Annotated in this window: 11 protein-coding genes; 5 read left to right on the forward strand and 6 right to left on the reverse strand. The window is 34.8% G+C overall.

The features are described 5' to 3' along the window. Positions 1-100: 100 nt before the first annotated feature. Positions 101-922, reverse strand: coding sequence for a sulfurtransferase (locus ACZLO7_RS15995; protein WP_464940553.1), 822 nt, complete (start codon positions 920-922; stop codon positions 101-103). Beyond that, on the reverse strand, positions 922-4,542 hold the full coding sequence (locus tag ACZLO7_RS16000; RefSeq protein ID WP_464940554.1) for a dynamin family protein: 3,621 nt from the start codon (positions 4,540-4,542) through the stop codon (positions 922-924). Before ACZLO7_RS16000 ends, ACZLO7_RS15995 begins: the two co-directional genes overlap by 1 nt. 356 nt (positions 4,543-4,898) lie before the next feature. On the opposite strand from ACZLO7_RS16000, the gene ACZLO7_RS16005 reads away from it, so the two are divergent. The 4 genes from ACZLO7_RS16005 (at position 4,899) to ACZLO7_RS16020 (ending at position 7,948) form a co-directional block, all read left to right on the forward strand. Next, positions 4,899-5,357: a chemotaxis protein CheX gene (locus tag ACZLO7_RS16005; protein ID WP_464940555.1), complete on the forward strand. Its 459-nt coding sequence runs from the start codon at positions 4,899-4,901 to the stop codon at positions 5,355-5,357. A gap of 244 nt (positions 5,358-5,601) precedes the next feature. Next, a complete protein-coding gene (locus ACZLO7_RS16010) occupies positions 5,602-5,724 on the forward strand; it encodes a hypothetical protein (RefSeq protein WP_464940556.1) in 123 nt (40 codons plus the stop codon). Positions 5,725-5,747: 23 nt separating this feature from the next. Then, positions 5,748-6,230, forward strand: a complete 483-nt coding sequence (locus tag ACZLO7_RS16015) for a cupredoxin domain-containing protein (protein ID WP_464940557.1) — start codon at positions 5,748-5,750, stop codon at positions 6,228-6,230. Positions 6,231-6,313: 83 nt separating this feature from the next. Further along, on the forward strand, positions 6,314-7,948 hold the full coding sequence (locus ACZLO7_RS16020; protein ID WP_464940592.1) for a b(o/a)3-type cytochrome-c oxidase subunit 1: 1,635 nt from the start codon (positions 6,314-6,316) through the stop codon (positions 7,946-7,948). Positions 7,949-8,180: 232 nt separating this feature from the next. Here ACZLO7_RS16020 and ACZLO7_RS16025 read toward each other — a convergent pair whose 3' ends face one another. The 3 genes from ACZLO7_RS16025 to ACZLO7_RS16035 form a co-directional block, all read right to left on the reverse strand. Continuing rightward, positions 8,181-9,332: a SpoIIE family protein phosphatase gene (locus ACZLO7_RS16025; RefSeq protein WP_464940558.1), complete on the reverse strand. Its 1,152-nt coding sequence runs from the start codon at positions 9,330-9,332 to the stop codon at positions 8,181-8,183. Between the two features lie 208 nt (positions 9,333-9,540). Next, a complete protein-coding gene (locus ACZLO7_RS16030; protein ID WP_464940593.1) occupies positions 9,541-10,377 on the reverse strand; it encodes a CheR family methyltransferase in 837 nt (278 codons plus the stop codon). Between the two features lie 26 nt (positions 10,378-10,403). Further along, a complete protein-coding gene (locus tag ACZLO7_RS16035) occupies positions 10,404-13,202 on the reverse strand; it encodes a response regulator (RefSeq protein ID WP_464940559.1) in 2,799 nt (932 codons plus the stop codon). A gap of 369 nt (positions 13,203-13,571) precedes the next feature. Here ACZLO7_RS16035 and ACZLO7_RS16040 point away from each other — a divergent pair, with 369 nt between their 5' ends. Further along, on the forward strand, positions 13,572-14,162 hold the full coding sequence (locus tag ACZLO7_RS16040; RefSeq protein ID WP_464940560.1) for a peroxidase-related enzyme: 591 nt from the start codon (positions 13,572-13,574) through the stop codon (positions 14,160-14,162). Positions 14,163-14,239: 77 nt separating this feature from the next. Here the strand turns inward: ACZLO7_RS16040 and ACZLO7_RS16045 are convergent, their stop codons facing one another. Beyond that, positions 14,240-15,739, reverse strand: a complete 1,500-nt coding sequence (locus tag ACZLO7_RS16045; protein WP_464940561.1) for a carboxypeptidase M32 — start codon at positions 15,737-15,739, stop codon at positions 14,240-14,242. Between the last annotated feature and the right edge of the window lie 32 nt (positions 15,740-15,771).

Genomic DNA, 15,771 nt, shown 5'->3' on the forward strand with positions numbered 1-15,771 from the left:
TGTGAAAATAGGAATAATTATGTTATAAGGTACAAAAAAGCGAGCAAAATCATTACTTTGCTCGCTTTTAAATGCTGCTTTTCTTTAAAATTTGAAATTATTACTTTTTTGATATCCCCTTTTCAGGTGCGTGTTCAGTAATCCAATCACTGTAGCTACCTGTGTACAGTTGTACATTTGAATACCCGTCTTCTTTTAAAATGGCGTATAATGGCGATGCAGTTACACCACTACCACAATAAACAACTATCTGCTCATCTTGGCGTACAACCTCATTCAACTTCTGATTCGTTGTTAAAACACCATTTTCTTTTAATTGCTCCCAGTCAAAATTACGAGCACCAGGAATATGACCAGCCACTTTATCCATCGGCTCGATTTCTCCTAAATAACGTGCTTCTGCTCTTGCATCAAGTAGCACCTTTTTTACTTTCCCGTCAACGATTTCTTTGACCGCTGAACGATTAACATATAAATCATCTTGCCATTGCAGTTCAAGTTTAGTGGATGCTACTACTTCTTCTCCTGTTTCAACAGTAAAACCTGCTTCTTTGATTGCAGTGTATCCTTCTTTTACTACTTTGGCATTTGTAAAACCACCGTATTGAAGCATCCACCATGCACGTGTAGCGAAGGGTGAAGCCCCTTGATCGTAGACAACGATTGTTTTATCCGTATCGTTTTGTAAACCGCTTCGTTCAAATAACGCCTGTAATTGTGCCTTTTCAGGCATAGGATGTCGACCTTCGTTTTTAGTCATATCAGAAAGGTCTTTTTCTAAATCCCAGTAAACTGCTCCTTTAACATGTTCACGATTATATAAGCTTCGACCTTCTTCGGGATTCTGTAGATTAAATCGCGTATCAATCCAGATAGAATTGTTCACATCAATATCTTTAATAGAAATAAATACGTTCCCCATTACTTCACAACTCCCTCAACTAGTGATGCATAGATTTTCTTCCATTCAGCAAGTTTGCTTACTTCTTGTAAAAGCTCACGTTCTGTTGCGATTTGCTCTGTTGCTTGAGTACTTAGATGATGGCGTAAACTCTCGGCTTCAGTAGATATAAGCGTATCAGACCAACTGTTTAAACGTTTTGTTTCTGTGTTCAAATATTGTTCTGCGTCTGGTTTTGTTAATTGTTCTAATGCCTCTCTTAATTTCAAGCGATCGCCTTTTTCAAAGAATGCTTTGTTATTTTTAAAATGAGATTTAACTGATTCATAAGGTGCAGTTTGTTCAAATGGACCTGTAAATTCAAGTATTACAGGCTCTTCTGATTCAAATGGAGTAAATGAAAAACTCTCATTAACATCTTTTAACCTTCTTACATCTTCAATATAACGCTCAGTCACTTTTTTATGGATAAATTTCGCAATGCGGAAGTTTGTCACACGCATTTCTTGTTCTAAATCAAAGCTTAAGCTTTGTAATAATTCTCTTAATGCCAATTGTAATGCCGTTGATGCTGATTTACCTGCAAATGTCGCCGGATTATAGGCCTCATTATAAAAATCTGCAAAGCGATAGTAAACGCGTTGTAATACATAATACATAAGCTCTGATAATTCTTGCTCGACATCTTTTTTTATAACAGCTGCACCTGATTTTTCAAAACGTGCATGAACAAATTGCTCCAGCTTAGTCAGTTCAGCAAGGCGTTCGTCTTTGCGTTTCATATTGTCTTCAGTTTGCTTAATAAGTGACGCAAGACGATTTTGTGTTTTCTCTGTTTCTTCTACTAAAGCTTGGACTGCTAGCGCACTCAGCTCTTCAGTTAAGAAATGATGGAATGCGTCTTCAAACGGTTGCATTCCTGATTCTAATTCATTCTTTTCTACTTTTTCTTTTAATGCAAGTAAGCTAGATACACCAAATAATCGTGGTTTACGAATACCAAAACGTTGTAACTCTTGCTGTACATAAGTTTTAACGTCTTCCTCTTCTTCCTTATTCGATGCAAGGTCGATTGCATTCACGATAAAGAACATCTTATCCAGTTCAAAGGCGTCTTTTACTCGTCCTAATTGTATTAGGAATTCACGGTCTGCTCTAGCAAATGCATGATTATAATACGTAATGAACAGAATCGCATCAGCATTTCTAATATAATCAAAGGCAACTCCAGTATGACGAGCATTGATTGAATCTGCCCCTGGTGTATCTACTAATGTGACTCCCATTCTCGTTAATTCACAATCAAAATAAAAATCAATGGAGTCAACAAAACAACTACGTTTTTCTTCTGCAACAAATTTTTCGAAGTCGTCTCGATTTGTGCGTAATGTCGTTCCTAATTGCGCTTTAAATTCCTCATACCCTTGTGCAAAAGCACGGATAAAAGATTTATGGACATGCAACCTTTCGTCTACCAACTCCATTTGTAATGCCTCAGCTGCTTTATTGAAGGCTTCTTCTAAAGAAGTGATATTCATCCCAATCGCTTCATAAGACGAAATGATGTCAGTTTGTAATTGTTCAGCTGTCTTTAATCGCACGTCAGCTGTCTCGTGAGGATGTTCTGGTGAAACAGGTCGAATTTTATTAATTGCTGCTGTCGTTGGATTTGGCGACACAGGTAGAACTCTTTGGCCCATTAACGCATTTGAAAAAGATGACTTACCCGCACTAAATGCACCAAATAATGCAATTGTAAAATCTTTTTTGTTAAGTCGCTCTACTTTATTTTTCAGATAATTTGATACTTCTTTAAATCCTTGGACATTCGACACTGCATTTGCTGTATGCAATGCCTGTTTCACTGCAATGCTAGTTTGAATAGTCTCGACAATACCATTATCATCGGTTGGCATTTCCTCAATTATATTTTCCTCGTCTTGTTGTAGCATCACAGGATCGAATAAGCGAATATGAGCAAAAGCTTCTTCATGCTCTTTTGTCCACATTGCAACGAAATTATCTGCATCCTTATTTAATACTGTTGTAGCAGCTGCAGCCTTTTTCGCATAAAACTGTTCCTGTTCTTCGACATGTTCGATTTCTTTAATAACTGTTACTTTTTCAGAAAGTACCTCTTGTTTTTTCTTCAATGGTTCAACAGACCCAAAAGATAATTGCTCGACAAAAGTTGCTTTGTCATCCTTCCATTCATCAGTTGTTCTTATAAACCAACGCTTTGAAGCTTCCGATACTCGGTTTGCAAAATTCAACAATGCATCGCCAGTTGTTAAAGCATCTTTTTTCACTTGGTCTTGTATTGTTTCAAAAGGTACATTGAATTCGATCGTATCAATTTCAAGAGATAAATCATCAGTTAGTGCACCCACATCTTTTAATGAGTTTTTCATCATTGTTAGCATATGACCTGAAATTTGAGAAGTAATAATCGACTGATATAGTTTGTATAGCTCTTCTCTTCGTAATTCTTTTTCTGCGACAGTCTTCTTTGCAGAGAAGAACATTCCTATTTTAAAGTCTTCTTGGCAACTTTCTAAGTAGAGTTTCAGCTTATCACGTAGCTCATACGGCATAATACCAGCATTTGCGAGTAACTCTTCACGTTGCTGTTCAAAGGATTTCTTCCATTTCTCAACAGAGTAGAGCTCTAATTGGCGTTGAATATTGGCGTATTGGTCTTTTAACTCTTGGCGATTTTCCCACTCTACGAACGGCAGAGTTTCTTCATTTGTATCGAAAATTTCTTGCTTTGTCGCATGTAAATAGTCTTCATGCTCTTTGTTCAATTGTTGTAATGTCTTTTTAGCTGTCTCTACTAACTGGTCTTGCCAGCCATCCATACTGCTCATGACAATTTCCTTCACTGTTTGGAAATCATTATGCGGATGCTCAAGTTCACGCAGAGATGTAAAGAAGATACCTTTAGGAATAACTCCCCAATTTGCAAAAGAAGTATGAACAGATTGCTCAAATGCAGTAAAATCAAGTTCATTGTCTTTATGTTTATCAATTTGATTGACGATTAGATAAACATTTGGATTGAATTTCATTAATTGTTTTGTAAATTGGAAATTTAATTCCGATTGCACATGATTATAGTCCATAACGTAAAACACGATATCTGCTAAATGCAGGGCGGATTCAGTTGACATACGGTGCGCATCATCCGTCGAATCCACTCCAGGTGTATCCATGACCGTTACTCCATCAGGAAGCACAGATTTTGAATGGCCGATTTCGATTTGCGATACAAGCGCTCCATTTTTAGCGAATGCTTTAACTGTTTTAATATCATAATCACCTGCAAATTTCACTGGATCTTGTCCTGTTAAATAGGCAATTGCGTAATCGCTTTCAGACTTATATACTTTAACAACATTCGCACTCGTTGGTATCGGACTAGAAGGTAATAACTGTTCACCCGTTAATGCGTTAATCATGCTCGATTTCCCTGCAGAGAAATGTCCAGCAAATCCAATCATATATTCCTTATTTAATAGTTTTTTTGCAAAAAGTATCGTTTTTTGTAGACGTTCTTCATCTTCGTTTTCTTTGTAAATTAAATATTGCATAGCTGTTTGTTTTAATAATTGTTGAAGCTGCTGTTCAAATACTGTCATGAAAGGCTTTAACTCCTTTTATATGTAATAAACTCATTCTAACATGTAGAAAGAAAACGACAAACAAAAAAATCCTCCCGATTCCAGGAGGATTTTGTCATTATTTTAAATGTGCGGTTGTTTGAGTGAAAACATATTTACTAACTGCTCCGTAAACCAATAATGTAGCTCCAATAAATGCAAATATCACTTTGACCGCTCCCTTTTATGTGTTCATTAAGTATATGCAATGAATATGAAAATCATTCTCATCTATCTCAATGATAATGAAAATCATCCTCTTCGTCAAGTAATAATTCATTTTTTTAAACACACATGTTATTATAGAAATAAAGTCACATAGCAGGAGTGTTTAAATGAGTACTTCTATTCAAATACAAGCCGTCTTAAACGGTACTATAAACGCACTAAAATCAGTTATCCCTTACGAAATTCAAGTATCAACCCCGACTATAACATCAGATCCTTATGAACAAAATGAAATCGGCGTGCTAATTGGCATGATTGGTGATTTAAAAGGGCGGATTATTATAGATTCAACACCTGATACATTTAGTGCAATTGGCGCAGGGATGTATGGCATGACATTAGACGGCACCATGTTAGAATCTTTTACAGGAGAATTTGGCAATATGATTGCTGGAAACTTATGTACTTTTGCAGCCGAAAAAGAATTGGATTTAGATATTACACCTCCTACTGTTATGGTTGGGCAAACGAAATTATACGGTTTTCAACACGCTTTTAAACTGCCAGTAACAATCGATAACATCGGCAAACTAACCATCCTATTAACTATAGATATAAATGAATAGTATATGAGTGTCTTGTTCAACAATTCGAACTAGACGCTTTTTTTATTGCCTTGGTAGCTTGATTTGCTCTTCTATTCATCTATATTTCTACATTATTCTAGGCCTTTTCACAGTTCATTCACATTTCATATGATTTAGTGTGATATTTATCACATCCGGGAAAAGTTGAATTTTATATGATGTTCACAAGACTTAGAAGAAAGAATTAAGTGTTTGTCTATTAACTGATAAGGGAGGATTCATTATGGCTAACAAAAATCATTCCGACAGCGATTTAAAAGGAACATTTTACTTAGTTATGGCATTAGGCAGCTTTTTAGTTGTTGTTTGGGGACTTTGTTTCGGACTATTTCTTGATCGTTTTTAAACTGAAAGAAGGAAGTGAAAACTATGCATCTTCATAAATACGAAAAATACTGGCTTTCATTCGGTGTTGGCTCGCTTATAGTGTTCTTATTAATTACTGGTATCATGGCCTTTCATAATGGTAGCCACCCACCAAGCGCAAAAAAAATAATTAATCACGAAAAAGTAGATGAACTCACTCCATTTAATAAACCAGGAGTGCATAAAGTGGAGGGGGAAGATTGGGATTACGAAGTAGTTGTTGTAGCTTCAGCATTCTACTATGATCCACCCATTTTAGAAGTACCTGAAGGAGCTAAAGTGAAGTTCATTGCAACTTCTAAGGACGTTGTTCATGGATTCGAGGTTGCTGGTACGAATATCAATATGATGTTAGAGCCTGGCTACATTTCAGAATATGTCACAACAGTAGACAAAGCTGGCGAATATTTAATCGTTTGTAATGAGTATTGTGGTGTTGGTCATGCTCAAATGCATTCTATGCTTAAGGTGGTGGAAGCTAAATGAGTCAAGCAATAGCAAATAAATCAAAAGCAGATGTAAATAAACAAAATATTGTTGGTAAGGTTTCCAATAAAGTTAATGATTTTATGCAAGTTGATCATAAAGATTCAAAATTAGCAATGGCACATATTTATGTGGCAATGATTGCACTTTTATTAGGTGGGACAGCAGGTCTTTTACAAGTACTTGTTCGTTCTGGAGAATTTAAATTACCTTGGGGCATTGGCTATTACCAAGTACTAACTGTCCATGGTGTTTTATTGGGCTTAATACTAACAACATTCTTCATTTATGGATTCCAAATTGCTGCAGTTAGTCGTACTTCAGGTACATTATCCGCCAAACAACGCTTACTTTGCTGGATCGGCTTCTGGACTATGACTATTGGTACTGCAATGTCAGCAACTATGGTGTTATTAAATGAAGCATCCGTTCTTTATACATTCTATGCACCACTTCAAGCGCACTGGATTTTCTATTTAGGATTAACATTAGTAGTTGTAGGTTCATGGATTGGTGGATTAGGTCAAGCATTACGCTGGATACAATGGCGAAAAGAAAACAAAGGTCAAACTTCTCCATTACTATCATTTATGGTCGTTTGTAACAATCTAATGTGGTTCGTAGCAACAATTGGAGTAGCTTCAGAAGTATTATTCCAACTACTTCCGTGGTCATTAGGTTTAGTTGAACGTGTTGATATTTTATTATCTCGTACACTATTCTGGTCATTTGGTCACGCGCTCGTATACTTCTGGTTATTGCCAGCTTATATGATTTGGTATGTTGTTATTCCTAAAGTAATAGGCGGTAAACTTTTCTCTGATTCTTTATCTCGTTTATCTTTTATCATGTTTGTACTATTCTCAGTTCCAGTAGGTCTTCATCACCAATTAACTGAACCTGGTGTAGATGGATCTTGGAAGTTTTTACAGGTAATTTTAACTATGATGGTTGTAATACCTTCATTATTAACTGCTTTCTCTTTATTCGCTTCATTTGAAGCACGAGGAAGAGAATTAGGTGGTAAAGGAGTATTCGGTTGGTTAAAACAATTACCTTGGGGTGATGCACGATTCTTCGTACCGTTCCTTGGTATGTTAGTCTTCATCCCTGGTGGTGCTGGTGGTATTGTCAATGCTTCTTACCAAATGAACCAATTAATTCATAACACTATTTGGGTAACTGGTCACTTCCATTTAACTGTTGCAACAACGGTGGTTTTAACATTCTTCGGTGCTTGTTATTGGTTAGTACCACACTTAACTGGTCGTACATTAACTAAAGAATTGAATAAGTTAGGTATTATCCAATCAATCGTTTGGGTAATTGGTATGGGAATCATGTCAAGTTCAATGCACGTAGCTGGTTTACTTGGCGCACCACGCCGCTCTACATTCTCTGATTATGGTGGCGCTGAAATTGCTAACACTTGGATATCTTATCAAATCGCACAAGCTGTTGGTGGTACCCTTCTATTCATCGGTATTCTGTTATTCCTTTATATTTTCGCGAAACTTTGCTGGTTCGCACCTAAAGGTCAAGAAGAATTCCCAATTGGAGAAGTTGCTCCAAACGCAGAAAAAACACCTGCAATTTTAGAAAACTTCAAACTTTGGATCGTTATTCTTGTTGCACTAGTGTTAATCGCATATTCGTACCCAATCATTGATATTATTAATAATGCTCCTTTGGGTTCTAAAGGTTATAAACTTTGGTAAATATGAAACACTAAAAATCTCTTTTTAAAAAATTAACCCCGAATATTGGACCGTTATAAGTCCTATGTTCGGGGTTTTTATTATTTACTACAATCAGTTTGAATTAAATGTGATATTAAAAGCATATCACATAAAAACTAGCTTGATATGACCTTATATTAATACAAGCATTAAATGTTTGATGACCTTTTTTCAAGGTAACTAATCTTTTATTTTAATTTTCCACCTCAAATTATAAAGGATGACCTGCTTGAATTAGCACAGCACACATATCATCAGGTTGGTCTTGTTGTAAACCTTTTGGCATCACAATATCAATAGGTTCCATCGCTTCGCAATCCACCCATTGCTCTGAAATGGCTTCTTTTATTATTTCCAAACCTTCAGTATCTTCATTATCAAGAGATTCCATCACACCATCGGTAAATATTAAAAGTTGAATTCTCTTCTTATAATGAATAATAGCTTTACTTATTTTCATTTCACTAAAAAAGCCAACCGGACAAGATCCTTTAGAAAGAGATTCTACTTTTTCATCATCGACATAGGCAAAGCCAGGTGGATGACCTGCATTGACATACTCTAGAGTTTTTTCATACGTATCGATAATCATATAAATAGCTGTAAAATAATAATGTACAGGATTTTCTTTTTTATTTAAAATATTCATCCATCTATTTAACTCGATGATGATTGCTTCGGGGTCGCTATTCTTCCGAATAGCATCGCGCAGTACAGAAGAAATATACATACATACAAGTGAAGCCGATATTCCGTGTCCCATCATATCTAAAATAATTATTCCATATCGATTTTCATCTATATGTTGCCAATAATACATATCACCTGCGAGTTTATTTGCCGGCAGGTAAGAAGCTTTTATCATTAGCTGTTCATTGAAGATAGGTTCACTTAATAAACTGCTCTGTACTTGCATCGATAATTCCAATTCATCTCTGAGCTTTTTATCCTGTTCCTTGTGCCAATCCTTTTCATTTTTTAAACGTAGCCCTACTCGAATTCTAGCAAGTAAATCTATTTTATTGATGGGCTTCATAATGTAATCTATTCCACCTACTCCAAGTGCCTCGGCTACTTTATTTGAGTCTTCCAATGCCGTCACAAAAATAACTGGGATGTCCTTCAAGTGTGGAATGTTCTGTAACCTTCTACAAGCTTCAATACCATCCATTTCCGGCATCATAATATCTAGGAGAATAATGTCTACATTAGTTTCTTTTGGATGTTCTTGTTCAGCACCTAAATAGGTAAACATTTCATGGGCTGATGAAAGTGAATGGAAATCATTATACCCTGCGCGTTTTAAAATATTTTCAACTAAGAAAAGGTTTACTTGGTTATCATCTACGATTAAAATCGTCATTCTTGTTCGTCCCCTTTAGCATATGAATCCTACTTCGCCCATAACTACTTAAAAATCCATGATAAATATAATTCTTTTTTTGGTTGAGCTTCTATTTTTGTTTACCTTGGATTAGTTATTTAATCTATATTACCCTTTACCCTTTATATAGCTCAGCTAAACATTTCCCCCCCAAAAAAACAAGGGCCGCTTCTGCGACCCTTTGTTGTTATAACTTCCGATATATATTCTCTTGGCTTACTAACCCCTCATATTTTTCTGAAAAAGTAGATGAACGTAATGTTTCTTTACTACCAATTCCGATAAACCCATCGTGACAGAGGCTATCATAAAACAGCTGATTAACACTATTTTGCAGTTCACCTGTAAAGTAAATCATAACATTTCGGCAAATAATTACATGAAATTCATTAAATGAGCCATCAGTAACTAAATTGTGTTGAAAGAACACAATATTTTTTAATAAAGTTAAATCTAAGTAGGCATTTTGGTAATCAGTGGAATAATACTCTGAAAATTCATGTTTACCACCTGCAGCCAGATAATTTTTTGTATATGATTGCATCTGATTTAATGGCAAAATACCTTCTTTTGCTTGTGATATTACTTTTTCATTTATGTCTGTTGCATATATTTTCGTCCGATCGTAAAGCCCTTCCTCTTTTAGTAATATGGCCATCGAAAACACTTCTTCACCAGTTGAACAACCAGCATGCCAAATACGTATTTCAGGAATTTCTTTAAGAAGTGGAACAACTTTTAATCGGAAAGCTTTAAAAAATCCAGGATCACGAAACATTTCAGTAACATGTATAGAGAAATCATCAATTAACTTTTCAACAAACCCTTTTTCGTATAAAACCTTTTCTATCAAAGCGCTAATTTTCTCCATTTTCTCTTGCCTCATTTGATTCATGATTCTTCTTTTAATCGAAGAACGCATATACTTTTGAAAGTCAAAACCTGAAACACTATAAACAGCTTGAAGTAACAAATCAATCTCAATATTCTCTTTTTCTTCATTAGTTAATAAGTCTTTCACAATAATCCCTTTCTCGCCCGCTCGATTAATTACTTAGCCAACCATACACGAAGAACAGATAATAACTGATCTATTTTTAATGGCTTACTGATATAATCTGATGCACCGGCTTTTAAGCATTTTTCTCTATCGCCTTTCATTGCTTTTGCTGTAAGTGCTATAATTGGAAGGTCTTGATAAATTTCTTGGCTACGAATATTACGCATCGTTTCATATCCATCCATTACAGGCATCATTATATCCATTAAAACAGCATCTACTGTATTTTTTCCCTTAAGAATCTCTAAACATTCAAAGCCATTTTCAACTGAAATAATCTTCATCCCTTGAGATTCTAAAGCATTTTTTAGTGCAAAAATATTTCGATGGTCATCATCCACAATAAGTATCGTCTTATTGGATAACATATTCTTGCTCGATTGTATAAGTTGTTGTCTGTCTTGCATTAATTGATCTGGTTTTATTTTTTCCGGAACCTCATTTTCATCGGATACTGCTGTTAACAAAGAAGCATCTACTTCTTCAGCTAAAGATACATCTATCCCGCTAGGTAAATTGGGAATCAATAAAGTAAAGATACTTCCTTTGCCTTCTTCACTTTTAACAAAGACCCAACCTCCTAGAAGTTTAGCAAATTCTCTACTGATGGATAATCCTAAGCCAGTTCCTCCATACTTCCTTTCTGTTGCTCCATCGCCTTGCTGGAATGCTTCGAAAATTAATCTTTGTTTTTCTTTAGAGATACCTATTCCAGTATCTTTCACGCTAATTTCAACCCACTCGTCTGTAATTTCTGTATGAACAAGCTTATTAATCCGTTCTTTTTCAGCATTTTTAATATGAACTGAAATAGCACCTTCATGTGTAAATTTAAAAGCATTAGATAATAAGTTTTTAAGAATCTGTTGAAAACGTTGATGGTCGGTAAACAATATATTCGGTACGTTACTATCTTTTTCAACATTAAAGGTTAATCCTTTTTTTACTGCCACATGGTCAAAATTCTGATGTAACAACTCAGGTACTTCACTCATATTCATTTCATCAAATTGAATTTTTAATTTCCCTACTTCAACTTTCGATAAGTCCAATATGTCATTAATCAATTTCAATAGGTCTTGTCCTGAAGAGTGGATTATTCGAGCAAACTCTTGTTGTTCCTCAGCTAAGGTATTATCATCAGGGGTTTCTAACATTTCAGATAGAATTAAAATACTATTTAAAGGTGTTCTTAATTCATGCGACATATTAGCCATGAATTCTGATTTATATTTTGAACTTTTTCGTAGCTCTTCAGCATGTTCTTCGAGGTTTATTTTTGCTTCTTCCAGCTCTCGAGATTTTTCTTCTGCATCGTGAGTTCTCTCAGATAGTTGTTCATTGATCATTCGCAATTCTTCTGCCTGTGATTGCAACTCTTCTGATTGTGCCTGAAGCTCTTCTGATTGTGATTGTAACTCTTCCGACTGAGCTTGAAGTTCCTCTGTTTGAGCTTGTGATTCTTTTAACAGTCGCTCAATTTCCATTCGACCTTGCACACTATTAATAGTTATTCCTAGTGTCTCTAAAACACGTTGTAAGAAGTTTTGCTGCAGGTTTGTGAATGGTTCTAGACTGGCCATTTCTAGTATACCTACGACTTCATCTTCAAAAATGACTGGCATAATTATTATACTTTTAGGATTTACCGCTCCTAATCCAGTTGTAATTAACTGATAATTGTCCGGTATATCTGTGATAATATGTGATTTTTTTTCTACTGCACATTGTCCTATTAACCCTTCACCTATCCGGAATTCATTTCTACCAGCCATATCCCCTTCACCTGCATAGGAAGCCGTTTTGACAAAACGAGTATCTTCTCTTTGCCCACGACGGATGTAGAACACTCCAAAGGATGCGTCAACCATAGGTGCTAGTCTTGTAATTAGTCGTTCACCCAACTCTTCAACATCTACAATACGTTGATACATCGTCGCAATTTCTGCAAGACCCGTTTGCATCCAGTTCTGCTCACTAATTTTTTTTGTGAAATCTTTTTCTTTTCGATTGTAGTCTTCTAAAGAACCGGCCATTTCGTTGAAGGAATAGGCTATTTCCCCTATTTCATCTTTCATTTTAATTTGGATTCTAGGTATATCAGATAAATTTTTGAAATCTATCTTTTTAATCACTTTTGTAATAGACTGTAGCTCACTTGAAGTGCTACGAATCATCCAAAGTAGTATTAATGAAATGATAAGTATACTAAAAACCACAGCAAATAAAGTGAATTTAATCATATCACTATACGTTTGTTGAGAATTTTTTAAAGTATCATTCATAAGTCCTTCTTGATATACCTTAAATTCATCAAGCGTACCTAACACTTCTATTCGCTTAGATCTTTGTTCTTGCATCAATTCTTTTAGATTCCCCTGCATACTGTTGGCTTTAATCTGTTGAATGATTTTAGTTTCGGTATCTGTGTATGAACTGTATTGTTTATCTAGTTTTTTTAATAGTTGCTGTGATGTTGTTTGATTGGCTATAGTAGACAATTTAATAATATTTTCTGAAATTGAAGTTTGATTGTCACTAATTGTTTGTAAACTAGAGTCAATATCACTTTTTTTTGCATCGATTGCTGCATACAAAATTTCTCTATCTGAGCGTGAAAATAACTGGCGAATTTCCATTACTGTTTGAACCTTATAATAACGATCCTCTACAATTTCGGTCATATCCGTTTTTAATTTGCTTAAAGTAAATATCATAGTTGATAACAATATAATTAAAAAAAGCAAGATTAAACCAAATCCGATTATTTGCCTTTTCTTAAAACTCATCTACTCATCCCCCTTCTGTCTACTTAAGGAAGCTTGAAAAAACCTGTAAATAATCTCAATTATTTCTTCTATCATTTTATCATTTTTCAGTTAAATATTAGATTAAAAGTCTATTACAATAGTTTCAATTGTATTGGAGGGCTAAAACATATAATACAAAATATCTACTTAAAGGTGCAGTTTAGATACATTGTTTCCATTGAATAATTGTCAGATAACGCCAGCAATAATCTATTATTTTTTATGTTTTCTATTTGCCGAAAATCTATTCAATTGTGTAAGGACTTTTAATTTATCTTCAAAAGTTGTAATGTTATAAATATAAAATAATTAGATTTTTCAAAATAAAATAAAAGGAGTGTTAAATACATGTCAAAATATACAGAGCAACTATCCTATTTACAAAAGCCTGATGAAAAAGATGTCCCTGTGGAATTACAGGCAGAGTTTGATCAACATGTAGATTTTCAACAAGAGAATTGGGGCTTTATCAATAATTTATTTAAAATACTTCCATTAAATCCGCTACAATATAAAGGTTTTTTAGATTTTAAAAACACTTTATTTGATGAAAAAACATGCTACTTGAGTAATATAGATAAAGAAATGATGGGGCTAGTAGTTTCTTCTACTAATAGTTGTACGTATTGTTTAACCACACACAGTGATGCACTACGTGGTTTAACTGAAGATGCCACTTGGGTTGATCAGCTCACTTATAACTATCGATCTGCAACATTAACAAATAAGCAGCGAGCGCTATGTGATTATGCTTATTTCGTTACTACTCATCCTCAAGAGACAACACAAAATCAAGTGGATATGTTACGTTTAGCTGGTTTTAATGATCATGAAATTTTGGAAGCTTCATTTATTGCTGGATTCTTCAATTTTACAAACCGCTGGGTGAGTACGATTGGTGCTGTGCCGAATCCAGGGCATTATAGTCATAATAGATAATAAAAAAGCCAAAGAGGGTTTATACTAAGCTCTCTTTGGCTTTTTTCAAGATAGAATTGAATAATATATTAGTGGTTTTATAAATTATAAATTCGCGTATATTTTTCTGTCAGATAATCAGCTAAATACTTAGCATTTAATCCTTCTCCAGTTACATCATTTAATAGTTCAAGTGGTTTTTTTAGTGCACCATATTGATGTACTTTATCCGTTAACCATTCGCGAATTTGAGTGAGATTCCCTTCTGCCAAAAGTTCATCAAAGTTTGGAATATCTTGATCCATCGCATGTTTAAATTGAGCTGCATACATAAAACCAAGTGCATAAGATGGGAAGTATCCGAAACTACCACCTGACCAATGAGTGTCCTGTAATACTCCTTCGGCATCATTTTGTGGAGTGATACCTAAATACTCTTCGTATTTTTCATTCCATACTTTTGGCAGATCTTCTGCTTGTAATGACCCATTAAATAATTCTTTTTCAATTTCATATCGAATCATAATATGAAGTGGATATGTTAATTCATCAGCTTCAATACGTATTAATGATGGTTGCGCGGCGTTAATCGCACGTAAAAACTTCTCTAATGAGACATTTTCAAATTGTTTCGATGAATATTTTTTCAACAGATCAAAGTTATGAGACCAAAAGTTTTTATTTCGCCCTACAAAGTTTTCAAAAAACAATGACTGCGATTCATGAATCCCCATAGACGTTCCCGTGCTAAGCGGTAAACCATCTAAATCTGGCATTATATTTTGTTCATAAAGAGCGTGGCCACACTCATGCACTGTACCAAGCAGAGCAGAGCGGAAATCATGCTCGTCATATTTTGTAGTGACACGGATATCACCACGGTTTAAACCAATCATAAACGGATGTACAGTTTCATCTAAACGACCTGCTTCAAAGTCATAATCAAGTTGTTGTAAAATTTCTAGACAAACTGCCTTTTGTCCTTCTTTTGGAAAGAAGTCAAATAAGAAGCTCATATCCGGTTGATGAGATGATGCAACAATTTTTTGAACTAATGGAACAATAGTTTCTTTCAACTCTCCAAATACACGGTCCAAAATTTCTGTTGTCATATCAGGCTCATATTGATCCAATAAAGTATTGTAAGGATTGTTATCCTTGATACCCCAATAAGTAACAAATTTTTGTTGCGCTTCAATAATGCCTTTTAAATATGGTAAGAAAAGATTGAAATCCGATTTTTCTTTTGCTTGTTCCCAAACAGCTTCTGCTTTTGATTGGAGTACGACATACGCTTTATACTCGTCTGCAGGAATTTTCTTATTTAAATTATAAGCCTTCTGTGTTTCTTCGTATGAACGACGAACAATTTCTGATAGTTCTTCTTTTTTTGTAGCTAATTCTTGCAGCATTTCACCTAATTCATTTGATGTTTGTAAACGGAATAATTCTGACGATATAGTACCTACTACTTCTGCGCGTTGCTCTAACCCCTTTTTTGGTGCTCCAGTACGCATATCCCAATATATTACTGAAAGAGCCTCTTCATAATTATCAATTTTTTTTATGTAATCTATAAAGCGTTGTTCTACTGACATTGTATTACCCCCTTATGTTTACTCTATTTTAT

Source organism: Viridibacillus sp. d25.2 (assembly GCF_055456015.2).